The sequence below is a fragment of the Pseudomonas moorei genome (assembly GCF_008801475.1).
Classification (GTDB): domain Bacteria; phylum Pseudomonadota; class Gammaproteobacteria; order Pseudomonadales; family Pseudomonadaceae; genus Aquipseudomonas; species Aquipseudomonas moorei.
Genome location: NZ_VZPP01000006.1, coordinates 1 through 22,601 on the forward strand (window position 1 = coordinate 1; position 22,601 = coordinate 22,601).

At 60.8% G+C, this 22,601-nt stretch carries 25 protein-coding genes; 13 read left to right on the forward strand and 12 right to left on the reverse strand.

Going from position 1 to position 22,601, the window contains the following annotated elements; all coding sequences use genetic code 11:
* Positions 1-247: 247 nt before the first annotated feature.
* A complete protein-coding gene (locus F7R06_RS12260) occupies positions 248-544 on the reverse strand; it encodes a DUF1330 domain-containing protein (protein ID WP_090319564.1) in 297 nt (98 codons plus the stop codon).
* Positions 545-615: 71 nt separating this feature from the next.
* On the opposite strand from F7R06_RS12260, the gene ribBA reads away from it, so the two are divergent.
* The 5 genes from ribBA (at position 616) to F7R06_RS12285 (ending at position 5,925) form a co-directional block, all read left to right on the forward strand.
* Positions 616-1,725, forward strand: a complete 1,110-nt coding sequence (gene ribBA / locus F7R06_RS12265; RefSeq protein WP_090319560.1) for a bifunctional 3,4-dihydroxy-2-butanone-4-phosphate synthase/GTP cyclohydrolase II — start codon at positions 616-618, stop codon at positions 1,723-1,725.
* A 257-nt stretch (positions 1,726-1,982) separates the two neighbouring features.
* The gene (locus F7R06_RS12270) at positions 1,983-3,008 is read left to right on the forward strand and encodes an ABC transporter substrate-binding protein (RefSeq protein WP_090319557.1); all 1,026 of its coding nucleotides are present in this window, start codon (positions 1,983-1,985) and stop codon (positions 3,006-3,008) included.
* On the forward strand, positions 3,005-3,937 hold the full coding sequence (locus tag F7R06_RS12275) for an ABC transporter permease (RefSeq protein ID WP_162493934.1): 933 nt from the start codon (positions 3,005-3,007) through the stop codon (positions 3,935-3,937). Before F7R06_RS12270 ends, F7R06_RS12275 begins: the two co-directional genes overlap by 4 nt.
* A 6-nt stretch (positions 3,938-3,943) precedes the next feature.
* Positions 3,944-4,753: an ABC transporter permease gene (locus F7R06_RS12280; protein ID WP_090319550.1), complete on the forward strand. Its 810-nt coding sequence runs from the start codon at positions 3,944-3,946 to the stop codon at positions 4,751-4,753.
* A gap of 17 nt (positions 4,754-4,770) precedes the next feature.
* On the forward strand, positions 4,771-5,925 hold the full coding sequence (locus F7R06_RS12285) for an ABC transporter ATP-binding protein (RefSeq protein WP_090319548.1): 1,155 nt from the start codon (positions 4,771-4,773) through the stop codon (positions 5,923-5,925).
* 131 nt (positions 5,926-6,056) lie between these two features.
* Here the strand turns inward: F7R06_RS12285 and F7R06_RS12290 are convergent, their stop codons facing one another.
* The 4 genes from F7R06_RS12290 to F7R06_RS12305 all read right to left on the reverse strand — a co-directional run bounded on the left by F7R06_RS12290 (position 6,057) and on the right by F7R06_RS12305 (position 9,618).
* Positions 6,057-7,016 (reverse strand): AraC family transcriptional regulator, encoded by a 960-nt coding sequence (locus F7R06_RS12290; protein WP_090319545.1) that lies wholly within the window; start codon positions 7,014-7,016, stop codon positions 6,057-6,059.
* 168 nt (positions 7,017-7,184) lie between these two features.
* Complete coding sequence (gene catA / locus F7R06_RS12295) at positions 7,185-8,114, reverse strand: catechol 1,2-dioxygenase (protein ID WP_090319542.1); 930 nt, start codon at positions 8,112-8,114, stop codon at positions 7,185-7,187.
* A 54-nt stretch (positions 8,115-8,168) separates the two neighbouring features.
* A complete protein-coding gene (gene catC, locus F7R06_RS12300; RefSeq protein ID WP_007978984.1) occupies positions 8,169-8,459 on the reverse strand; it encodes a muconolactone Delta-isomerase in 291 nt (96 codons plus the stop codon).
* A 10-nt stretch (positions 8,460-8,469) separates the two neighbouring features.
* The gene (locus F7R06_RS12305; RefSeq protein ID WP_151149674.1) at positions 8,470-9,618 is read right to left on the reverse strand and encodes a muconate cycloisomerase family protein; all 1,149 of its coding nucleotides are present in this window, start codon (positions 9,616-9,618) and stop codon (positions 8,470-8,472) included.
* 129 nt (positions 9,619-9,747) lie between these two features.
* On the opposite strand from F7R06_RS12305, the gene F7R06_RS12310 reads away from it, so the two are divergent.
* The gene (locus tag F7R06_RS12310; protein WP_090319539.1) at positions 9,748-10,635 is read left to right on the forward strand and encodes a LysR family transcriptional regulator; all 888 of its coding nucleotides are present in this window, start codon (positions 9,748-9,750) and stop codon (positions 10,633-10,635) included.
* A 59-nt stretch (positions 10,636-10,694) separates the two neighbouring features.
* Here F7R06_RS12310 and F7R06_RS12315 read toward each other — a convergent pair whose 3' ends face one another.
* Positions 10,695-10,934 carry a DUF1652 domain-containing protein gene (locus tag F7R06_RS12315; RefSeq protein ID WP_090319536.1) on the reverse strand — a complete coding sequence of 80 codons (240 nt, stop codon included), beginning with the start codon at positions 10,932-10,934 and terminating at the stop codon, positions 10,695-10,697.
* 113 nt (positions 10,935-11,047) lie between these two features.
* Positions 11,048-11,947 carry a polysaccharide deacetylase family protein gene (locus tag F7R06_RS12320; protein ID WP_090319533.1) on the reverse strand — a complete coding sequence of 300 codons (900 nt, stop codon included), beginning with the start codon at positions 11,945-11,947 and terminating at the stop codon, positions 11,048-11,050.
* Between the two features lie 285 nt (positions 11,948-12,232).
* Between F7R06_RS12320 and F7R06_RS12325 the strand changes: the two genes are divergently transcribed.
* Positions 12,233-12,913, forward strand: coding sequence for an SOS response-associated peptidase family protein (locus F7R06_RS12325; RefSeq protein WP_090319531.1), 681 nt, complete (start codon positions 12,233-12,235; stop codon positions 12,911-12,913).
* A 272-nt stretch (positions 12,914-13,185) separates the two neighbouring features.
* Positions 13,186-13,455 carry a hypothetical protein gene (locus F7R06_RS12330; RefSeq protein ID WP_090319527.1) on the forward strand — a complete coding sequence of 90 codons (270 nt, stop codon included), beginning with the start codon at positions 13,186-13,188 and terminating at the stop codon, positions 13,453-13,455.
* Positions 13,456-13,664: 209 nt separating this feature from the next.
* On the opposite strand, the gene F7R06_RS30745 is transcribed toward F7R06_RS12330, so the two are convergent.
* From F7R06_RS30745 to F7R06_RS12340, 3 genes are all read right to left on the reverse strand, one after another.
* A complete protein-coding gene (locus tag F7R06_RS30745; protein ID WP_162842367.1) occupies positions 13,665-13,820 on the reverse strand; it encodes a hypothetical protein in 156 nt (51 codons plus the stop codon).
* Between the two features lie 66 nt (positions 13,821-13,886).
* Positions 13,887-14,198, reverse strand: coding sequence for an AzlD domain-containing protein (locus F7R06_RS12335; RefSeq protein ID WP_162842384.1), 312 nt, complete (start codon positions 14,196-14,198; stop codon positions 13,887-13,889).
* Positions 14,198-14,896, reverse strand: a complete 699-nt coding sequence (locus F7R06_RS12340) for an AzlC family ABC transporter permease (RefSeq protein WP_090319521.1) — start codon at positions 14,894-14,896, stop codon at positions 14,198-14,200. The genes F7R06_RS12335 and F7R06_RS12340 overlap by 1 nt, the downstream gene beginning before the upstream one ends.
* Positions 14,897-15,057: 161 nt before the next feature.
* Between F7R06_RS12340 and F7R06_RS12345 the strand changes: the two genes are divergently transcribed.
* The 4 genes from F7R06_RS12345 (at position 15,058) to F7R06_RS12360 (ending at position 18,607) form a co-directional block, all read left to right on the forward strand.
* Positions 15,058-15,993 (forward strand): GGDEF domain-containing protein, encoded by a 936-nt coding sequence (locus F7R06_RS12345; RefSeq protein ID WP_090319518.1) that lies wholly within the window; start codon positions 15,058-15,060, stop codon positions 15,991-15,993.
* Between the two features lie 285 nt (positions 15,994-16,278).
* Positions 16,279-17,154 carry a 4-hydroxy-tetrahydrodipicolinate synthase gene (gene dapA / locus F7R06_RS12350; protein WP_090319515.1) on the forward strand — a complete coding sequence of 292 codons (876 nt, stop codon included), beginning with the start codon at positions 16,279-16,281 and terminating at the stop codon, positions 17,152-17,154.
* Positions 17,155-17,214: 60 nt separating this feature from the next.
* Positions 17,215-17,589, forward strand: coding sequence for a DUF2784 domain-containing protein (locus F7R06_RS12355; RefSeq protein ID WP_090319511.1), 375 nt, complete (start codon positions 17,215-17,217; stop codon positions 17,587-17,589).
* A gap of 100 nt (positions 17,590-17,689) precedes the next feature.
* Positions 17,690-18,607, forward strand: coding sequence for a LysR family transcriptional regulator (locus tag F7R06_RS12360; RefSeq protein ID WP_090319507.1), 918 nt, complete (start codon positions 17,690-17,692; stop codon positions 18,605-18,607).
* Positions 18,608-18,610: 3 nt separating this feature from the next.
* On the opposite strand, the gene F7R06_RS12365 is transcribed toward F7R06_RS12360, so the two are convergent.
* Positions 18,611-20,164 (reverse strand): sensor domain-containing diguanylate cyclase, encoded by a 1,554-nt coding sequence (locus F7R06_RS12365; RefSeq protein WP_090319503.1) that lies wholly within the window; start codon positions 20,162-20,164, stop codon positions 18,611-18,613.
* 38 nt (positions 20,165-20,202) lie between these two features.
* Entirely contained in the window at positions 20,203-20,727 is a 525-nt protein-coding gene (locus F7R06_RS12370) for a DUF3087 domain-containing protein (protein WP_090319500.1), read from the reverse strand.
* A 215-nt stretch (positions 20,728-20,942) separates the two neighbouring features.
* On the opposite strand from F7R06_RS12370, the gene ppnN reads away from it, so the two are divergent.
* Positions 20,943-22,316 (forward strand): nucleotide 5'-monophosphate nucleosidase PpnN, encoded by a 1,374-nt coding sequence (gene ppnN, locus F7R06_RS12375; RefSeq protein ID WP_090319497.1) that lies wholly within the window; start codon positions 20,943-20,945, stop codon positions 22,314-22,316.
* The last annotated feature ends 285 nt before the right edge of the window (positions 22,317-22,601 follow it).

Below are 22,601 nucleotides of genomic sequence, written 5' to 3' on the forward strand. Positions count from 1 at the left end.
GTGGGTCCAAGGCACAGCGGTGCATGCTCATGTTTCAACGGACAGGGTAATCAAGGCCGCCAAAACGAAAAGACCTTGAAAGGGATGGCCGTAAGGGCGAAACCGCCAGCCGCCGTTACCGCAGCAACGGATATGTACTCAATCAACAAAACGCAGGTCGGCTGTCAGGCCGCCATCGCTGCGATGCGGCCCCCCGACAAGCCAGTTCCTACAGTAGATCCAGGAAAACCTGAAGGGTATCCACCCATCAAACCGGCGCCACTCCCTCGACGATGATCACCTCGGCCCGAGCCGCCCCCTCGCGGCGCCCCTTGGCCTCTTGATAGAGATCCGACCGATAACAGGCCACCGCCTGGTCATAGGACTCAAACTCGATCACCACACTGCGTTGCGGTGTTTGCCGCCCTTCCATCGCCTCGCTGCGCCCGCCGCGCGCCAATATCCGCCCGCCGTATTCGGCAAACGCCTTGGGTGCGCGCTGGGTGTAGTGGCTGTATTGATCGGGGTCGGTGATATCCACGTGAGCAATCCAGTACGCCTTCATAGTGACCTCTCTGGTTGTTTTGTATTATGGTATACCACAACGCATCTCCATCAAACACCGAGAATCCAGACATGGCCTTCAACAGCATCGAAGAAATCATCGAAGACTACCGCCAAGGCAAGATGGTGCTCCTGGTTGACGACGAGGACCGGGAAAACGAAGGCGACCTGTTGCTCGCCGCCGACCGTTGCAGCGCCGAAGCCATCAGCTTCATGGCCCGGGAAGCACGCGGGCTGATCTGCCTGACCTTGACCGACGAGCACTGCCAGCGCCTTGGCCTGGAACAGATGGTGCCGAGCAATGGCAGCGTGTTCAGCACGGCGTTCACCGTGTCGATCGAAGCCGCCGTCGGTGTGACCACCGGCATCTCCGCCGCCGACCGGGCGCGTACCGTCGCTGCGGCCGTGGCCCACGGCGCGAGCGCCGCCGATATCGTGCAGCCCGGTCATATTTTCCCCCTGCGCGCCCGGGAAGGCGGCGTCCTGACCCGCGCCGGGCATACCGAGGCCGGTTGCGACCTGGCGCGCCTGGCCGGCTTCACCCCGGCTTCGGTGATCGTCGAAGTCATGAACGACGACGGCACCATGGCCCGCCGCCCGGATCTGGAAGTGTTCGCGCGCAAACACGGGATCAAGATCGGCACCATCGCCGATCTGATCCACTATCGTTTAAGTACCGAACACACGGTGGTACGCATCGGCGAGCGCGAGCTGCCTACGGTGCATGGCACCTTCCGTCTGATCACCTTTGAGGACCGCATCGAAGGCGGTGTCCACATGGCCATGGTGATGGGCGACTTGCGCCGCGATGAAGCGACATTGGTGCGCGTGCACGTGATCGACCCGTTGCGCGATCTGGTCGGTGCCGAATACAGCGGGCCGTCCAACTGGACGTTATGGGCGGCGTTACAGCGAGTGGCTGAAGAAGGACGTGGCGTGGTTGTGGTGCTGGCCAATCATGAATCCTCGCAAGCGTTGCTCGAACGCGTACCGCAATTGACCCAAACGCCACGGCAGTTCAGCCGTTCGCAGTCGCGGATCTATTCGGAAGTGGGTACCGGTGCGCAGATCCTGCAAAACCTTGGCGTGGGCAAGCTGCGGCACCTGGGGCCACCGCTGAAATACGCCGGTTTGACCGGGTACGACCTGGAAGTAGTGGAGAGCATTCCCTTCACCCAATGACCCGAGCGGAATTGCCCTTGTGGGAGCGAGCAAGCTCGCTACCACAAGGGATGGTGGTGATCACAGGCACCGAAGTTTTCCAAAAAAAAACCGATTCGGCAGATAGCCGGTAAGGCAAAGTGCTTGCACAAAGTTTGGAATACCATAATATGATATTCCATAGACCGGACAGTCAGAACTGACTCGAAGGGCCTACTGCTCCCGACTGGCGGGCACTCAAAAGCCCCGCTCATAAACACAACAATGAGGGCGTGAAAATGGTGTTGAACAAACGTGTAACCGCAGCGATTTTTGCGGGACTGCTGAGCGTCACCAGCCAGGCGTTGATGGCGGCTGAAAGCGTCAACTTCGTCAGCTGGGGCGGTAGCACCCAGGACGCGCAGAAGCAGGCCTGGGCCGACCCGTTCAGCAAGGCCACCGGCATCACCGTGGTCCAGGATGGCCCGACCGACTACGGCAAGCTCAAAGCCATGGTCGAAAGCGGCAACGTGCAATGGGACGTGGTCGATGTCGAAGCTGACTTCGCCTTGCGCGCCGCCTCCGAAGGCTTGCTCGAACCCCTCGATTTCAAAGTCATCGATCGCACCAAGATCGACCCGCGGTTCGTCTCCGATCACGGTGTCGGTTCGTTCTTCTTCTCCTTCGTCCTCGGCTACAACGAAGGCAAGCTCGGCGCCGCCAAGCCTCAGGACTGGTCCGCGCTGTTCGACACCAAGACCTACCCCGGCAAACGCGCCCTCTACAAATGGCCGAGCCCTGGCGTGCTGGAACTGGCGCTGCTGGCCGACGGCGTGCCTGCCGACAAGCTCTACCCGCTGGACCTGGATCGCGCCTTCAAGAAACTCGACACCATCAAGAAAGACATCGTCTGGTGGGGCGGTGGCGCGCAGTCGCAACAGTTGCTGGCCTCTGGCGAAGCGAGCATGGGTCAGTTCTGGAACGGCCGGATCCACGCCCTGCAGGAAGACGGCGCCCCGGTTGGCGTAAGCTGGAAACAGAACCTGGTCATGGCCGATATCCTGGTCATTCCAAAAGGTTCGAAAAACAAGGACGCGGCGATGAAGTTCCTGGCCAACGCCAGCAGTGCCAAGGGCCAGGCCGACTTCTCCAACCTGACCGCCTACGCCCCGGTCAACGTCGACAGCGTCGCGCGCCTGGACTCGGTGCTCGCCCCTAACCTGCCGACGGCCTACGTTAAGGATCAGATCACTCTTGATTTCGCGTACTGGGCCAAGAACGGTCCGGCCATCGCGACACGGTGGAACGAATGGCTGGTCAAATGAAAATGACGGTAACCGCGTCCCGTCCATCCACGCCCGTCGGGAGCGCCTCCGGCGCTGCCGGCAAGGCCGCTGCGATGACGCAAACCCCGACCCTGGCGCAACGCTGGCGTGGTGCGAGCAACCTGATCCCCGCGCTGTTGTTCCTCGGCCTGTTCTTCCTCGCGCCGTTGATTGGCCTGCTGCTGCGCGGCGTGCTTGAACCGGTGCCGGGCCTGGGCAATTACGAACAGTTGTTCGCCAACTCGGCGTACGCCCGGGTGTTGCTCAACACCTTCTCGGTGGCCGGCCTGGTCACGCTGTTCAGCCTGTTGCTGGGCTTCCCGCTGGCCTGGGCGATCACCCTGGTGCCGCGCGGCTGGGGCCGCTGGCTTCTCAACATCGTGCTGTTGTCGATGTGGACCAGCCTCCTCGCCCGTACCTACTCCTGGCTGGTGCTGCTGCAAGCCTCCGGGGTGATCAACAAGGCACTGATGGCCATGGGCATCATCGATCAGCCGCTGGAGATGGTGCACAACCTGACCGGCGTGGTGATCGGCATGAGCTACATCATGATCCCGTTCATCGTGCTGCCGCTGCAGGCGACCATGCAGGCCATCGACCCGATGATCCTGCAGGCCGGTTCGATCTGCGGCGCCAGTCCGTGGACCAACTTCTTCCGGGTGTTCCTGCCGCTGTGCCGGCCGGGGCTGTTCTCCGGCGGCTTGATGGTGTTCGTGATGTCGCTGGGTTACTACGTCACCCCGGCACTGCTGGGCGGTGCGCAGAACATGATGCTGCCCGAGTTCATCATTCAGCAGGTGCAGTCGTTCCTCAACTGGGGCCTGGCCAGCGCCGGCGCCGCGTTGCTGATCGTCATTACGCTGGTGCTGTTCTACTTCTACCTGAAGCTTCAGCCGGAATCCCCGGTTGGCGCCAGTAACGCGAGGTAAGCCGTCATGCTCCTGACTCCCAATGCCATGAGCCGCCGGATGCGCTTCGGCCTGTACACCACCACCGGGCTGATCGGTCTGTTCCTGTTGCTGCCGATCGTGTTCATCGTGCTGCTGTCGTTCGGGTCGTCGCAATGGCTGGTGTTCCCGCCACCGGGCTGGACGCTGAAATGGTACGTCCAGTTCTTCTCCAACGCCGACTGGATGAACGCGGCCATGGCCAGCCTCAAGGTCGCGGTGCTGACCACGCTCTTTGCGGTGGCCCTGGGCCTGCCGACGGCGTTCGCCCTCGTGCGCGGTCGCTTCCCCGGTCGGGAAATGCTCTACGGCCTGTTCACCCTGCCGATGATCGTGCCATTGGTGATCATCGCGGTGGCGGTGTACGCGCTGTTCCTGAAACTGGGCTACACCGGGACGATGTTCGCGTTCGTGGTCAGCCATGTGATTGTCGCGTTGCCGTTCACCATCATCTCGATCATCAACTCGCTGAAGCTGTTCGACCAGTCGATCGAGGATGCGGCGGTGATCTGCGGTGCTTCGCGCCTGCAAGCGGTGTTCAAGGTGACCTTCCCGGCGATTCGCCCGGGCATGGTGGCCGGCGCCCTCTTCGCCTTCCTCGTCTCGTGGGATGAAGTGGTGCTGAGCGTGATGATGGCCAGCCCGACCCTGCAGACCCTTCCCGTGAAAATGTGGACCACCCTGCGCCAGGACCTGACGCCCGTGATCGCCGTCGCTTCGACGCTGCTGATCGGCCTCTCGGTATTGGTCATGGTGATCGCCGCCGCACTGCGCCGGCGCAACGAAATCAGCGCCTGAGCGCGCAGGAGTACGACATGAGTGCAGTGATCAAAGATAGCGCGCAACAAAACGACCAGCCGCTGGTCAGCCTGCGCAACCTGAACAAGTACTACGGCGACTTCGCCGCCGTGGACAACATCTCGCTGGACATCAAGGACGGTGAGTTCCTGACCTTCCTCGGCTCCAGCGGCTCCGGCAAAAGCACCACCCTGTCGATGCTCGCCGGCTTCGAAACCCCGAGCAGCGGCGAGATCCTGGTCAACGGCCAGTCGCTGGTCAATGTACCGCCGCACAAGCGCGACATCGGCATGGTGTTCCAGCGCTACTCGCTGTTCCCGCATCTGTCGGTGCGCGACAACATCGCCTTCCCGCTGACGATTCGCAAGCTGGCCGCGGCCGAACGTGAACGCCGGGTCGATGCGATGCTCAAGCTGGTGCAGCTGGAGCAATTTGCCCATCGCCGCCCTTCGCAACTCTCCGGCGGTCAGCAACAGCGGGTCGCCATCGCTCGGGCGCTGGTCTACGAGCCACGCATCCTGCTGATGGACGAACCCCTCGGCGCCCTGGACAAAAAACTGCGTGAAGACTTGCAGGATGAACTGCGCCAGCTGCATCGGCGCCTGGGCATCACCATCGTCTACGTGACTCACGATCAGGAAGAAGCCATGCGTTTGTCCCAGCGCATCGCGATCTTCAGCCACGGCAAGATCGTTGGCCTGGGCAGCGGCTATGACCTGTACCAGAACCCGCCGAATGCGTTTGTCGCCTCGTTCCTCGGCAACTCGAACTTCCTCAAGCTCAAGGCCCAGGGCAATGCGGCGGCTTCGTTTGAAGGTCAGTCGCTGTCGATCCGCCTGACCGCCGGGCTGCAAACCCATCAGGATGTGCTGCTGATGGTGCGTCCGGAAAAGGCGCTGGCCTTGAGCGTTGAGCAAGCGGCCAAGGAGCCCCTGGCGGCAGGCTGGAATGAAGTCTCGGCCAAGGTCGTGGAAGTGCTGTTCCTGGGCGAAAGCCAGACCTGCAGCGTGGTGACTTCGGGCGGCACGTCGATGACCGTCAAGGCGTTGTCGGCGGCCGGCATGCCCATGAAGGCGGGAGATCCGGTGCGTGTGCGCTGGGCGACGGCGGATGCCTGCGTCTATACCGAATGGGCTGAAAGCGATCTGAACAAGGCTGCCGGAGCCCATTGATTCATTGCGGTCCATACCAGTGGACCGTAGTCAGGTGTCACCCTCGGGCCAGCGCAACGTCGGGTTGCGCGGGCCCTTTTTTGTTTTTGCTTCGGCCTTGGCTGGCAAGCCAGCCCCTGAAGGATGGGGGCTCAGAGCCTGCGTTTGAGGGTGTCGGAAGGTAGCTCGCCGAACTGCTTGCGGTAGCTGTCGGAGAACCGTCCCAGGTGCAGGAAACCGTAATCCATGGCCACTTCGGTGACGTTGCGCACATTGCAGGTCGGGTCGCTCAGGCAGGCGTTGATGCGTTCCAGGCGCTTTTGGCGGATGTAGTTTTTCGGCGTGACCCCGGCGTTGCGCTCAAACAGGCCATACAAGGAACGCAGGCTCATGCTGGCCTGGCGTGCCAGTTCTTCGCTGTCGATGTCTCGCTTGAGGTTCTGTGCGATGTAATCGGCGATCACGTCAAAGGTGGCCGTCGGCGAACCGAGGCACTCGCGACTGACATTGGTCTTCATCAGGCTGAGCATCTTGCTGACGATGATCTGCGTGTAATGCTCCTGCACCCTGGGAATCTGCTCGGTGGCCTCGGCCTCCTGGCAAATCATCGCCAGCAAGTTGACGAAACCTTCCAGCTCATTGAGCTGATAACGGTTCTCCACAAAGCGCACGCCCTGCCCCGGATAACGCCAGCGCTGCTCATCACAGACCGACTCGAACAACCGGGTGGGGACTTTCAGAATGAATTTTTCGCAATCGGCCGAGTACGTCAGATCGACCGGATCGTCGGGGTTGATCAGCAGCAATTCGCCGGGGGCGAAATAATGTTCCTGGCCGTGCCCGCGCCACAGGCAGTTGCCGCGCAGCAACACTTGCAGGTGATAGATATCCTCCAGCGCGCCCGAGGTCACCCGCACGCTGCCACCGTAGCTGATGCGACACAGATCGAGGCTGGCGAATTTGCGATGGTCGAGACTGGCCAGAGGCTGGCCTGCGCGGGGCATGAGAATACAGTGGTTGCCGACGTGCTGATTGACGTAGCCAGACACTGCATGGGGGTCGGCATGGTCGAACACTCTGCTGCGCTGACTCAACAGTTGCGCTTGCATCATCGGGTCACTCTGATTGTTGTTATGGGTTGCATCGTTTCATTCTAGAACCGAAACGCCTGTAGGAGCGAGCCTGCTCGCGATGGACTCGAGAACACCGTGTTTAGCCAGTAAACACGCGTTATCGTTAACGACCATCGCGAGCAGTCTCGCTCCTACAGGTTTTTTCGATCAGTCCTCCAGTGCGCGAACCCGCTCGTGGCGCTGCTGCTCTTCAGGCTGGGCCGACGACTGCAGGGTGAAGTCGAACTCGATTTCCGCGAATCGACCGCTGACACCGTGGGCCGCTGCACGCGCCTGGTCATCGCTGAAGGTGATCTTGGCGATCAACTCGTCACGGGTGGCGTAGGCGAAATCGTCGTGCAGGTATTGATCGCCATCGAGGTTGATCTGCGTGGTCAGGTGGCGATGGTCCGGCGCGGAAATGAAGAAGTGGATGTGCGCCGGGCGCTGGCCGTGACGGCCCAGTTGATCGAGCAGTTGCTGGGTCGGACCGTCCGGTGGGCAACCGTAGCCCGACGGCACGATGCTGCGGAAACGGTAGCGGCCTTCGGCATCGGTGACGATGCGACGACGCAGGTTGAATTCCGATTGCGCGGTGTCGAAGTACGAGTAGGTGCCGCCAGTGTTGGCGTGCCACACATCTACCACGGCGCCGGCCAGCGGTTCGCCAGCGGTGTTGAACACGCGACCTTGCATGAACAGGGTCACACCCGGATCCACGCCATCATCGAGGCGTGCTTCGCCCTGGGACAGTGGCGCACCGGCCACGTACAGCGGACCTTCGATGGTGCGCGGCGTGCCGCCGGATTTGCCGGCCTGTTCGTCTTCGGCATCCATCAGCAGGTCGAGGTAATGCTCCAGGCCGAGCCCGGCCACCACCAGCCCGGCCTCTTGGCGCGCGCCCAGGACGTTCAGGTAGTTGACGGCTTTCCAGAACTCTTCCGGGGTCACGGCGAGGTCTTCGATGATGTTCACCGAATCACGCAGGATGCGGTACATCAGGGCTTTGACGCGCGGGCTGCCGGCATCGTTGTGCAGGCCGCTGGCCTCTTCGAGAAACTTCTGGACTTCAGCAGTATGGGAAATCTTGACGTTCATTTGGGTGGGTCCTCATCTTGTAATTATGGGCGTTGCGAGCTGAACAGGCGCCGTTCAGCGGTCATCGTCACGGATGGAAGAAGGATGACGGCACATCGCGTCGATCTCGATGGCCATGTACGGGAACAACGGCAATTGCATGAGCAGGTCGTGCAGTTCCTGAACGCTGTCGACATCGAACACGCTGTAGTTCGCGTAATGCCCGGCGATGCGCCACAGATGACGCCACTTGCCTTGCTCTTGCAGGCGTTGGGCCAGGGCTTTCTCGTCAGCTTTCAGTCTGGCGGCTGCTTCCGGATTCATATCGACCGGCAGGTTCACGGTCATTTTTACGTGGAACAGCATAATGCTCTCCTCAGGCTTGATGAATGGCAGTGGATGTTTTGTCGCGGCGGAAAAACGCCAGGCGTTCTTCATCCAGGCTCAGGCCCAGCCCCGGGGTTTTCGGTACGTGCAGCTCGAAATCGCGATACACCAGCGGTTCGCTGAGGATGTCTTCGGTCAGCAGCAGCGGGCCGAACAGTTCGGTGTCCCACGCCAGCTTGTTCAAGGTGATAAAGGCATGGGCCGACGCCATCGTGCCGAGGCCGCCTTCGAGCATGGTGCCGCCGTACAGGCCGATACCCGCTGCCTCGGCGATGGAGGCGGTACGCAGCACCGCACGCGGGCCACCGTTCTTGGCGATCTTCAGGGCGAACACCGAAGCCGCGCCTTCACGGGCCAGGTTGAACGCGTCTTCCACGCACTCGATGGATTCGTCCGCCATGATCGGCGCCGGACTCATGGCGTTCAGGCGCACCATGCCGGCGCGGTTATTGCGCGAAATCGGCTGTTCGATCAGGTCAATGCCATTGGTGCCGAGAATCCGGCAAGCACGCAGCGCAACCGCTTCGTCCCAGGCCTGATTGACGTCGACCCGCACGCTGGCGCGGTCACCCAAGGCTTTCTTGATCGCAATCACGTGTGCCAGGTCGCGGTTGACTTCACCGGCACCGATTTTCAGTTTGAAGATGCGATGGCGGCGCAGGTCGAGCATTTTTTCCGCTTCGGCGATGTCTTTCTCGGTGTCGCCACTGGCCAGGGTCCAGGCCACCGGCAGAGCGTCACGCACGCGACCGCCGAGCAACTCGCTGACCGGCAGGCCCAAGCGCTTGCCCTGGGCGTCGAGCAACGCGGTTTCGATCCCGGATTTGGCGAAGGTGTTGCCACGGATGCTGCGTTCCAGGCGCAACATCGCGGCATTGACGTTGCCGCTGTCCTGGCCGATCAACAGCGGCGCAAAGTGCGTGTCGATGTTGGTCTTGATGCTGTCGGGGCTTTCGTTGCCGTAAGCCAGGCCACCGATGGTGGTCGATTCGCCGATGCCTTCGATGCCATCGGCGCAACGCACGCGAATGATCACCAGGGTCTGGTTCTGCATGGTGTGCATCGCCAGCTTGTGCGGGCGGATGGTCGGCAGATCGACGATGATCGTCTCGATCGATTCAATGGCTGTTGCAAGCATTTCGATACCCGCGTCAGGTTCTTGAAGTTCTGGAATCGATTCTGGTACGGCTTTTTTCAGGAAGCCAATATAGAATTTGTCTGATTTGATACCTTAAAGGTATGCAACTGATGGCCGACTGGAGGCTCTATGGAACTGCGTCACCTGCGTTATTTTCAGGTCTTGGCTCAAACCCTCAATTTCACCCGCGCCGCCGAGTTGCTGCACATCGCCCAACCGCCCTTGAGCCGGCAGATCCAGCAACTGGAAGATGAACTCGGCGTGATCCTGCTCGAACGCGGGCGACCGCTGAAACTGACCGACGCCGGGCGTTTTTTCCATGAACACTCCACGGCCCTGCTCGAACAACTGAACAAGGTCTGCGACAACACGCGGCGTATCGGCCTGGGGGAAAAGACCTGGCTGGGCATCGGTTTTGCGCCGTCGACGCTCTACGGCGTGTTGCCGGAACTGATTCGCCGCCTGCGCAGCGGCGAACCACTGGAGCTGGAGCTGGGGCTGTCGGAGATGACCACCCTGCAGCAGGTTCAGGCGCTGAAGGCCGGGCGTATCGACATTGGCTTCGGGCGTATCCGTATCGATGATCCGGCGATCATCCAGACCGTCCTCACCGAAGATCGCCTGGTCGCCGCCCTGCCCGCCGGCCACCCCTTGCTCGCCGGTCCCATCAGCCTGCGTGACCTGGCCAAAGAAGCCTTCGTGCTGTACCCCGGCAACCCCCGGCCGAGTTACGCCGACCACGTGATTGCACTCTTCGAATCCTACGGCGTGAGTATCCATGTCGCGCAATGGACCAACGAACTGCAAACGGCGATCGGACTGGTGGGGGCTGGAATCGGCGTCACGCTGGTGCCGGCCTCGGTGCAACTGCTGCACCGCGACGACATTGGTTTCACCCCGTTGCTGGAAGACAACGCGACCTCGCCAATCATTCTCAGCCGGCGGGTCGGCGACGTGTCACCGGGGTTGAACCATTGTTTGCGGATGATTGATGAGCTGCTGCCGCAGGGCTCATGAGGACCTGTGGAGAGGAAGCTTGCTCCCTTTCCACAGGTCCTCATGAGCCGCGATCGGCGTTAACCGGCAAACGCCCGGCGCCCGGCTTTCATCTCGGTGCGCAACTCGCCAATGAATTCGGAAATGGCACGCACACTGGTCAAGTCTTCGGTCGAGACACCGCTCAATAACAGCTCCACTCGCCCGCTCACCGGTTCGTAGATCTCGATACGGAGCAACCCGCCGTTCTCCGTGCATTCGCAGGCCAACGGCACAAAACCGGACTCGACTATGTTGCAAAGAACTGAAATGGGAACCATGGCCGCTGCCTCGCACGGCAATTGATCGGATTGGATCCCACTCAGGATAGATGCTGTTTACCAATCCTGCGCCAGCAAAAAGTGTTAGCTGCCTCGCAGTTTCGAGCATTTTTTCAATCGGAATTTCCGCCCCAGATCCAGTTCCAGAAACCGGGTAACTCAACCGGCTGCGAACTGTCGCGCACGGTACGCGCCATCGCCGCCCGCTGCAGCGCGGCCGTATCGTCGTAGAAAGGCTGTTCGGCGGTTCTCACCCCTGTCGCCTGGGCGCTGTCGAGCAGGATTTGCAGGTACTCGCGGGTGTGCCGCGCGGTATAGCGATTGAGATCGTGGAACGTCACCACCACCGGAATCACCCCATCCACCACCGGCAGCTCGCCCCGGGCGATGCGCTCGCGTACTTCGGACATCGAGCGCAGGAAGTGGGCGCGCCGGCGGGGGCTGGCGTTAAAGCCCCAGATCTTGCCGTCGTTGGCACTCAAATCGGTGAGCAACACATGCATGCCGTGCTGCTGATACGCGGCGAAGGTGCGCTTGTCGTAGTTCCAGAATGGCGGGCGCAGCAGCGTCGGGGGCGCGCCGGTGATCGCGGCGATGTCGGCGCTGCCATTGATGAGTGATTGTTCCAGCGTTTGCGGGTCGAGGGAGCGATGGTTGGTGTGCGAAGGCGTGGCGGTGTGAAAGCCCAGAATGTGCCCGGCATCGCGCTCGTGGTGCATGACCGCGCGCCCGATGTCACTGCCGCCGGCCCGTGAGGCGCGGGTCTGCACAAAGAACACGGCCTTGATGTCCGGCTGCAACCCATTGCGCGTCAGGCTATCGAGCACGGTTTCAGTCGGGTTCCAGAAACTCGACGCGCTGGGACCGTCATCGAAGGTCAGCAGAAAGCGGATCGGGGGTTGGGTGCGTAGACGTTGTTCAGTCTGCGGTGTCATTTCGATAGGGGCGGCGATGCAACCCAGCAGACTGGCTGCCATGGCGATCGCCGATAAAACCTTGACCAACTGTTTCATGTTTTGCCTTGGGCCAGACCGTTTCGGTCACCACGTCAAACGGCAAAGTCCTTCGCCCGTTCATCCTTCGCCAGCCCGCAGGTCGCTGTGGGCCGAGGTTGGATCAGGGTACACAGAGTTTGGTTCCGGCGCTGCCCGGCATCCGGGATTAATGGATAAGGAATACTGAAACAGTCGCCGCCTTGCCTGGTCCACAGCTTCGCGGCAAGCCGGACGCCTGCGGAGTTGGGTGCTCTGAAATGATTTGAGCATCTATGCTGAAACTCCCAGCGGAGGGTTCATTCAATGTGCGGAAGACTGTCGCAGTATCGAGGCATTCACGATTTCGTTGCCGTGCTGAGCATTCCCGATGCACTGATCAATCACGTTGGCGATGAACCCTTGGCGCGCTACAACGCCGCGCCGACCACGCAGCTTGCGCTGCTGCATCTGGAAAGCGACGGCCTGCACGCCGATCGGCAGCGATGGGGCTGGCGCCCGCACTGGGCTAAGGATCGTGCGGCACCGATCAATGCGCGGGTCGAGAAAGTCGCCCATGGCCCGTTTTTCCGGGCGATCTGGCCGCACCGCGCGATCTGCCCGATAGACAACTGGTTCGAATGGGTCGACGCCGGAGACGGCACCCGCCAACCCTGGCTGATCCGACGACGCGACCGGGGGCCGATCTACTGTGCGGCGATCGGGCAGTTCCCACTTGGCGGCGCCGCGCCGCGAGACGATGACGGCTTTGTCATCATCACCGCCGACAGCGCTGGCGGTTTGCTGGACATACACGACCGCCGCCCCGTCGTGCTGTCAGCCGAGCTGGCGCGGGAATGGCTGGACCCGGCCACCCCGAAGGAACGTGCCGAACAGATGGTACTTTTGCAGGGTGAAGGCAGTGACGCGTTCCAATGGCACAAGGTCGCCAAAGCGGTTGGCAACGTCAGAAATCAGGCGGCCACATTGATTGATGAAATAACTTGAATATGTCAATAACGACAGGAACATTGGCATAACCAACAATTGTTTATACAAGACATAACCAACTTCGTCATGCCGACTGTTTCAATCAATTAACACTTATATATATCCATGAGTTTGGTGAATTAACCGCTTGTCCGACAATTCGTTGATCGTGCATACATTTATAAAAACTACCGATAGCATGCGCGCCGCATTTCCAGTTGCACCACCCAGTTGACCAAAGAGTCAACAACTAAGGAAATCCCTGAAAACAAGCCTTGCAGAGAACTAAATTGCGCGACGATTTTGCAATGAATCAAGTCGTGGGTCTGGCGTGCATTTATCTTTCGCCGACAGAACACTACCAACTCGACTGTTTTATCGGGCAATACATAAAGACCCGGAACCTGCGAACAGTCCACAATATCAATCACTTACTGAGTTCAACCCTCGAAAGATATCCGGGCAAACCGCCGGTGATGGTCAATGAGTTGAACGCCTGGCTCGACAAAACCCTGGGGTATCGGGCCGCTCATCCCGAGTTTCTGTTGGACGACGCCTGATCCACACTTGAAGAATTGAAAAGCCCCGTTCAATGGCAATGGGGTTCAGTTGAATGAACGTGCTCCACTTGTAGGAGCGAGCCTGCTCGCGATGGTCGTTAACGATAGCGCGTGTTCACTGGCTAAACGCGCCGTCCTTGGGTCCACGTCGGAACGCCGTCCGGAGCAGGCTCGCTCCTACAGTGGGGGCTTATTTGTACGCAGCCCGGTCAGGGCTTCAATGGGCGCTCCATGTCGCGCTCCGACAACTCACGGCTGTCGTCATGTTTCCATGTCTGCTCAGCGTGCTTCTGCTGCTCGAGCTCTTCTTCCGTCGGTTCATCCGTGTCATCGTCCAGGTCCGGACGCTTTGGGTCAGTTGCCATGTTCACCTCTCTTCCTGAAGGGATCGGTCATCAACTTTAAGCGTAGAACAATTTCCGGTGTCCGGCTCAAAGCCACCCTCGCAGCAGAAAGAAGAAGCCCATGCTCAACAGCATGCTGAGCAAGGTATTGCGGGTGTAGAGCACCAGGCCGACGGCCACCAGCGAACTGATCAGGTACGGGTTGTCCCAATGCAGATTCAGCTGCTTTTCCGGCATGAACACAATCGGCCCGCAGATGGCGGTCAACATGCCCGGCACGGCAAAGCCCAGGAACTGTCGGGCATTGCTGCTCAAGCGCACTGGCAGCCGCGGTTCCAGAAACACGTAGCGGTTGAGAAACACCAACACGCCCATCCCGATAATCACTGCCCAGACCATCATGTGCGTTCACCCTGGAATTTATTGCAGATAAAACCGGCGCTCATGCCCGCCAACCCCGACAACACCAGCGCCGAGCCCCATTGCCAGTAGCTGAACAGCACCGAACAGAACAGCGACACCGCGACGCACACCACGGTCGGCACATTGCGCACCACCGGGGTGATCAGGGCGATGAAGGTGGCGGCGATGGAGAAATCCAGCCCCAGGTGCTCCAGGCCCGGAATGCTGCTGCCGAGCACGATGCCCAGCAGGGTGAAGAGGTTCCAGGCGACGTAGAACGTCAAGCCGACACCCAGGGCGTACCAGCGGTTGAATTGTTGCTTGTCGTACTGACTGGTCAGGGCGAACAACTCGTCGGTGAGCAGAAAGCCCAATCCTGCCCGCCAGCGCCCCGGCAGCGGCGAAATCACCGAACGCAGGCTCATCCCGTAGAGCAGATGCTGGGAGGTCAGTAACAAGGTGGTCAACAGAATCGAAAAGATCCCGGCACCGCCCTTGAGCATGCCGATGGCCACCAATTGCGCGGCGCCGGCAAACACGATGCTCGACAGGCCCTGGCCTTGCAGGGGGGTGAGATTGGCTTCGATGGCCATGGAACCGGCCAGCAACCCCCAGGGTGCGGTGGCCAGGGACAACGGCATGATCGCCGCAGCGCCGCGAAGAAACGCACTGCGCGGCATGAGTGAGTTGGACATAACGCTCGACAACCAGTGAAAGACAGCAAACTGTGCCAGCTCTGGCCGCCGTTGGCTTGAACGATCTTGCGCACATTGCCATTCATCGGCTGCCTGCTTGCGCCGGCTCAGTAGTAGCAACATGATGGCGCTGCATTTTCCCCCTCAAGGTGCGGCCGTTCATGCATTCAGTCGAAACCGACAGCGACGTCTATAAAACCCTGCTTGAGTCGACCAAGGCGATCCCGTGGCGAATCGACTGGAAGACCATGACCTTCAGCTACATCGGCCCGCAGATCGAGAGCCTGCTGGGTTGGGCGCAGGACAGTTGGGTCGGGGTCAACGACTGGGTCGAACGCATGCACCCGGACGATCGCGACTACGTGGTGGAGTTCTGCGTCTCGCAATCCCGTGCCGGCGTCGATCACGAGGCGGATTACCGCGCACTGACCCGCAACGGTGAATACGTGTGGATTCGCGATGTGGTGCACGTGGTGCGCAAGGACGGCGAGGTCGAAGCGCTGGTCGGCTTCATGTTCGACATCAGCGAGCGCAAGAAAACCGAAGAGCACCTGATTCGCCTGCAGAAACAGCTCGAGGAATATTCCTTCCAGGACGGCCTGACGGGCATTGCCAACCGGCGCATGTTCGACACTGTGCTGGAACGGGAATGGACCAGCGCCCAGCGCAGCGGCGCGCCGCTGTCGGTGATCGTGCTGGATATCGATTATTTCAAGCAGTACAACGACCATTACGGCCACATCAAGGGTGACGAATGCCTGCGCCGTGTGGCGCGCACGCTGTCGCTGGCGGCGAATCGGCCACGGGATTTCATCGCCCGGATCGGCGGCGAAGAGTTCGTCTGGCTGCTGCCGGAAACCGACGCCGAATCCGCCCGATTGGTGGCCAACAAGTGCCTGCACCTGATTCGCCAACAACAGATTCCCCACGAATTTTCCGTTGTATCGCCCTTGCTCAGCCTGAGCCTGGGGGTCGGTACCACCCATGCAACGCCGCACACCACGGCACTGGCGTTCGTCGAACAGGTGGACAAGTTGCTCTATCAGGCCAAGCGCAACGGGCGCATGCGCGCGGCGTTCACAGATTTTCGTGATTGACAAACCCGGCGCCGCCTTTTAAAACTGGGCACCTCATTCAGGGTGTAAGCAAACATGTCCGCAACCTTCTACCTCAACATTGACGTCATTGGCTTGAATGCCAAGGCGCAAGGTTGCGTTGCGCACGCCCTCAAATCGAAGAAACAGTCGCTCATGTGACCGGGGCGCGCTGTCCCGTCAGATGAGCTGACAGGACATTGAGCGCGACGGACCACCCTCCCCTTGCTTGCTTCCTTCTACGCTTCTGACGGTGACGAAATCGGTCAAACCTTCAGGAGTCAGCGTATGTCATCGTTTCAAGGTATCTGGGTTCCACTGGTCACGCCGTTCCACAACGGTGCCATCGATTTCGTCGGCTTGCGCCGGCTGGTCAGCCACCTGCTGGAAAAGGGCGTCGACGGCCTGGTTGTCTGTGGCACCACCGGCGAACCGGCAGCCATGAGCAAACAGGAGCAACTGGCGGTACTCGATGCCGTACTCGAGCTGGTGCCGGCCGATCGCATCGTCATGGGCCTGGCCGGCAACAACCTGAGCGAGTTGCTGCAGTTCCAGCGCGAGATCCTGAAGCGTCCGGTGGCAGGTTTGCTGGTGCCGCCGCCGTATTACATCCGCCCGTCCCAGGCTGGCCTCGAAGCGTTTTTCCAGACCGTGGCCGACGCTTCCAGCGTGCCGCTGATTCTCTACGACATTCCTTACCGCACCGGGGTCGCTTTCGAACAGGCGACCCTGCTGAACATCGTGGCCCATGAACGCATCGTCGCCATCAAGGATTGCGGCGGTAACTTCTCGAACACCCTCGCCTTGCTCAACAGCGGCCAGGTCGATGTGCTGTGCGGTGAAGACAACCAGATCTTCAACGCCCTGTGCCTGGGCGCCAAAGGCGCGATTGCCGCGTCGGCGCATGTTCATCCGGAACGGTTCGTCCAGCTGTATCAACAGATCCGCGACAACCAACTGGCCGCCGGGCGCGTGACGTTCTTCCAGTTGTTGCCACTGATTCAAAGCCTGTTCATCGAACCCAATCCCGCCCCGGTGAAAACCGCCCTGGCCCTGCAAGGCTTGATCGGTGATGAACTGCGTGCACCGATGCAACGCAGCAGCGAGGCCATGGTGACGCGATTGAAGGAGGTACTCGGCACCCTGGCGCACGACAATCGATAGAGCGCCCGCCACCCGCCCGCGTACCATGGAGGCACTCACCTGACGCGTCCGGGAGTCGACATGCCCTACCGAATCGCCGCCGATGGGCTGGTGCTGTTTCATTTGCTGTTCATCCTGTTTGTGGTGGGCGGCGGCCTGCTGGCGCTCCAGTGGCGTCAATTGATCGCCTGGCATTTGCCCGTGGCGCTGTGGGGTATGGCGGTGGAGTTTTTCCACCTGCCCTGCCCACTCACCGACTGGGAAAATCACCTGCGCCAGGCAGCCGGGGACGCCGGCTATGGCGGTGGATTCATCGAACATTACGTTTGGCCGGTGATTTATCCGGCCGGCCTGACGCCAGCCATTCAACTCGTTTTGGGCAGTGTTGTGCTGCTGATCAACGGGCTGGTCTATCTTCGATTGTTGCGGCGATGGAAATTGCGCCGAACGCCCTGATTCACCCGGTTTTGCCTGCCGAAGATGGCAACACTGGGGACGCCTTCGCTGGCCAGCCAGGCTCTTGCAATAGGGAGTGCCCGATTGAGGATTGAAAAACATGCTGTCGATTGAAGACCTGGCACTGCTCGAAGCCATCCGCGAAACCGGCAGTCTGTCGCGGGCCGCCGCTCATCTGGGCAAGGCGCCGTCCACGGTGTCCTACGCCGCCCGGCAACTGGAAGAACGCTTCGATGCGCTGCTGTTCGATCGCCGTCGTTATCGCCTGCAACTCACCCCCGCCGGCGAGTTGCTGGTGAACGAAGCGGCGCGGCTGATGCAGGACGTCTCGCGCCTGACCCAACGGGTGCAGCAAGTGGCCAACGGCTGGGAGAGCCGCTTGTGGATCGTCACCGATGAACTGTTGGAATTCGAGACATTGATGCCGGTGATCCATGAGTTTGACGCCCTGGGATCCGGCGTCCCGCTGCGCATCACCCAGGAAGTGCTGCGCGGGGTTTGGGAAGCCCTGCGTGAAGGCCGCGCGGACCTGATCATCGGTGCCACCAACGAACCGCCGGCGATCCCGTCCTTGCGCTGGATGCAGTTGGGCGAAATGGAGTGGGTGTTCGCCGTGTCGCCAAAGCATCCGCTGGCCAAGGCCAGGGAACCGGTATCACGCGCCCAGGTGGCGCAACACCGGGCGATTGTCGTCGCCGACTCGTCGCGCGCGACCGAGGGCAGTACTTACGGCGTTTCCAGCGGCCAGAGCGTGCTGGCGCTTCCGACCATGCGCGCGAAAATCCTCGCGCAGTGCGACGGTTTGGGCGTGGGTTGGTTGCCCAGGCACCGGGTCGGCTCGCTACTCAAAAGCGGCGCCCTGATTGAGAAGCAGATGGCCGATCCGCGTGAGCCCAACATCCTGTATGCCGGATGGCGCGGCGACCACGACGGTCGCGCGCTGGGCTGGTGGCTGGAAAAACTCAAGCAGTCGTACCTGGCGACCCAACTGGTTCAAGGCAGCGACCGCTTTGTCTGAGCGTCAGTTGGCAATCACGCTCATGTTGCGCCCGCTGGCCTTGGCCACGTACAGCGCCTTGTCGGCGGCACCGATCAAGTCGTCCGTCTGCGCTTGCGATGCCGGGCCGTGGCCGCAGACACCCACGCTCACGGTCACCCTGCCCTCGGGGCTTTCACTGTGCTGAAGACCGGCTGTCAGCACTGCTTGGCGGATTTTTTCCGCCACCAGGAACGCCCCTACGTAATCGGTGCCGGGCAACACCACGGCAAACTCTTCGCCACCGAACCGGGCCGCCAGATCCTTGGGGCGCTTGATGTGATCGGTGATGATGGCGGCGATTTTGCGCAGACACTCATCGCCGGCCAGATGGCCATATTGATCGTTGAAGGCCTTGAAATGGTCGACATCGATCATCAGCAGCGCCAGGTCCGTGACGTTGCGCCGCGCACGTCCCATTTCCGAATGAATGAACAAATCGAACTGGCGGCGGTTGGCCAGTCCGGTCAATGCGTCCTCGAGCGCCAGTAGTTCAAGGTTGCGATTGAGCTCCAGAAGTTTTTCCTGGGTGCCAAGCAGCTCGGTCTGGACCCGATCCTGCTGCTTCATCAGCTTGATCAGGCGAAAGCCGAGCACGCCGAGAAAGCCCAGCAGCACCGCGACGATCCCGGCGCTGAGCATCGACTGCTTGCGCCAGCTGGCCAGCACTTCCTGCTTGTCGAGGGCGACGAAGACGATCAGCGGATAACCCTCGACCCGGCGATAACCCACCACCCGTTCGACGCCATCCATGAGGGACCTGATCGTCGCCGTGCCGGAACTCGCGGCGGGCAGCAGCTGGGTGAACAGCGGGCTCTTTGACAGGTTCGCGCCGATGTCGGCCTCATTGAACGGTCGACGCACGATGATGCTGGCATCGTCGGCGATCAGGTTGATGACCCCGTTATCGCCCATGTCGATGCTGTCGTAGAGTTGCAGGAAGTGGTTCAGGTAGAGAGTGGCCAGTGCCACACCGGCAAAACTGCCATCCGGGTGATTGACCCGGCGCGACACCGTCATGATCCATTCGCCGCTGGAACGGCTTTTGATCGACGGACCGATGTGCGGCCCCCGGTCGGGATGATCGCGGTGGTAGATGAAATACTCACGGTCCGAGTTATTGGCACCGCCCACTTCGGCACCGTTGGAATTGGCGATCCAGCGTCCGTTTTCGTCATACACGAACAGGCCGTGGATCTGGCTCAGTTCACTGCGCTCGGCGCCGAGCAAGCGTTGCAGGCGATCCAGTTGCCCAGGCGCGATGCCCTCGTTTTCCAGGCGATCGACCAACGCAAACAGCAGCGTATCGGCCTGCTTGATTGACGACTGCGCTTGCGAGGCCAGGGTCTGCGCTAGGTTGGACATCGCCACTTCCTTGTCGTGCAAGTGGTACTGACGCGAGTTCCACGTCTCCCAGATCACGATCACCATCATCGACAGGCACACCGCAAGCATCAGCGTGACGGCCGAGCGCACCTTGAGCCTGGCGACGCCGGGCCGGTTTTTTTCGATGTGGTCGTGAATGGACGGATGTCCCATGCCCTCGCTCCTTGAATGTTGGTGGGCTGCGCCAGCGCCTACCGCGCCTGCTTCACGGCTTCGATCCAGAGCGGATCCAGCCGCGTCTGCCCGGTATCGATGCCCAGCGCGGCCATCCGCGCCTCGTGTTGTTCCATTTCCCGGTTCAATTGCCCATGATCGCTGGAGTTGCCGTCCAGTTGGTGCATCTGGCTCAACCCAAGATGATAGAAGCGCAACAGCTTCATCGCCGTCGGATCGCCCGCCTCCACTGCCGTCGTGACATGGTGCATGACGTTGGTGATGCTCATCAGGCTGCGTTTGAGCTGCCAGCTGTAGACCGCCGGCGCCATCCATTGCCGGGTCCAGAACACCTGGCGCATCAGCGCCGCCATCACCAGCACGGCAGCAAACACGCCGCCAATGTTGAATCGAAGATTGTCCCCGCCAGGCTCACCGAACAACGCCACCGCCAGGGCCGACAGTGCCATGGCCAGCGTCAGGAAAATCAGGGCGATGATCACCGTACTGCGCCGCGTTTGTTGCCGATAGGTTTCGGCGTTCATCGGCTGGATTTCGAACATTACGTCGGGTTTCCTTCAGTCGCGGGTAAAAAGATTGCGGGCATTATCGCCTCTGCACGGGATTTAGCTATGCTGGAGCTCCTTTTCATCTTTTCATCGTCAAACGGGGGACGTGGCGAGAGCGTGCAATTAGTGCCATCTTCTTTCATGGATACACACTATTCGGATGTCATTCGTTGTTTCTGTGGGGATGACATCGTTTTAAGGATCATTGAATGACCCAACGACAAGTAATCAACGCCTCGGTCAGCCCGAAAGGCAGCCTGGAAACCCTGTCCCAACGGGAAGTCCAGCAACTGAGCGAAGCCGGATCCGGCAGCACCTACAACATCTTCCGCCAATGCGCCCTGGCCATCCTCAACACCGGCGCCCACGTCGACAACGCCAAGACCATTCTCGAAGCCTACAAGGACTTCGAAATCCGCATTCACCAACAAGACCGCGGCGTACGCCTGGAATTGCTGAACGCCCCGGCCGACGCTTTCGTCGATGGCGAAATGATCGCCAGCACCCGGGAAATGCTGTTCAGCGCCCTGCGCGACATCGTCTACACCGAAAATGAACTCGACAGCCAACGCATCGACCTGAGCACCTCCCAGGGCATCAGCGACTACGTCTTCCACCTGCTGCGCAACGCCCGCACCCTGCGCCCCGGCGTCGAGCCGAAAATCGTGGTGTGCTGGGGTGGTCACTCGATCAACACCGAAGAATACAAGTACACCAAGAAAGTCGGCCACGAACTGGGCCTGCGCAACCTCGACGTCTGCACCGGTTGCGGCCCCGGCGTGATGAAGGGCCCGATGAAAGGCGCCACCATCGCCCACGCCAAGCAGCGTATCCATGCCGGTCGTTACCTGGGCTTGACCGAACCGGGCATCATCGCCGCCGAGGCACCGAACCCGATCGTCAACGAACTGGTGATCCTGCCGGACATCGAGAAACGCCTGGAAGCCTTTGTCCGCGTCGGCCACGGCATCATCATCTTCCCGGGCGGCGCCGGCACCGCCGAAGAGTTCCTGTACCTGCTCGGCATCCTGATGCATCCGGACAACAAGGGCCTGCCCTTCCCGGTCATCCTCACCGGCCCGAAACACGCCGCGCCGTACCTGGAACAGCTGGACGCGTTCGTCGGCGCCACCCTGGGCGATGGCGCCAAACAGCACTACGAAATCATCATCGACGACCCGGCCGAAGTCGCACGGCAGATGACCCAGGGCCTCAAAGCGGTCAAGCAGTTCCGCCGCGAGCGCAATGACGCGTTCCACTTCAACTGGCTGTTGAAAATCGACGAAGGCTTCCAGCGTCCGTTCGATCCGACCCACGAAAACATGGCCAACCTGAAACTGAGCCGCGACCTGCCGCCCCACGAACTGGCCGCCAACCTGCGCCGCGCGTTCTCCGGCATCGTCGCCGGCAACGTCAAGGACAAGGGCATCCGCCTGATCGAAGAACACGGACCGTACCAGATCCGTGGCGATGCGGCCGTCATGCAACCGCTGGATCAACTGCTCAAGGCATTCGTCGCCCAGCACCGGATGAAACTGCCCGGCGGCGCGGCCTACGTGCCGTGCTATCAGGTCGTTGCGTAATCAAGCCGAGGTCGTTCTGTAACATCGCAAGCCGAAGCCATTGCTTCGGCTTGCTGCTTCTGTGGACAGAGGAATCAGGCGTCAGCGGATAAAATTGAGAGATCGAGATGGCTCGTGAGGGTGGCTGGACGGGATCGGGGGGGTGAAAGTAGGAGCTGGCTTGCCGGGGCGTCGCATCGCAGCGAAGGCGGTGCGTCAGGCGCCATCCATGTTGAATGGGCTGCCCTCTTCGCTGGCAAGCCAGCTCCAGGGAATTGGGTACATCAGCGGGTGATGGGTCGGCCG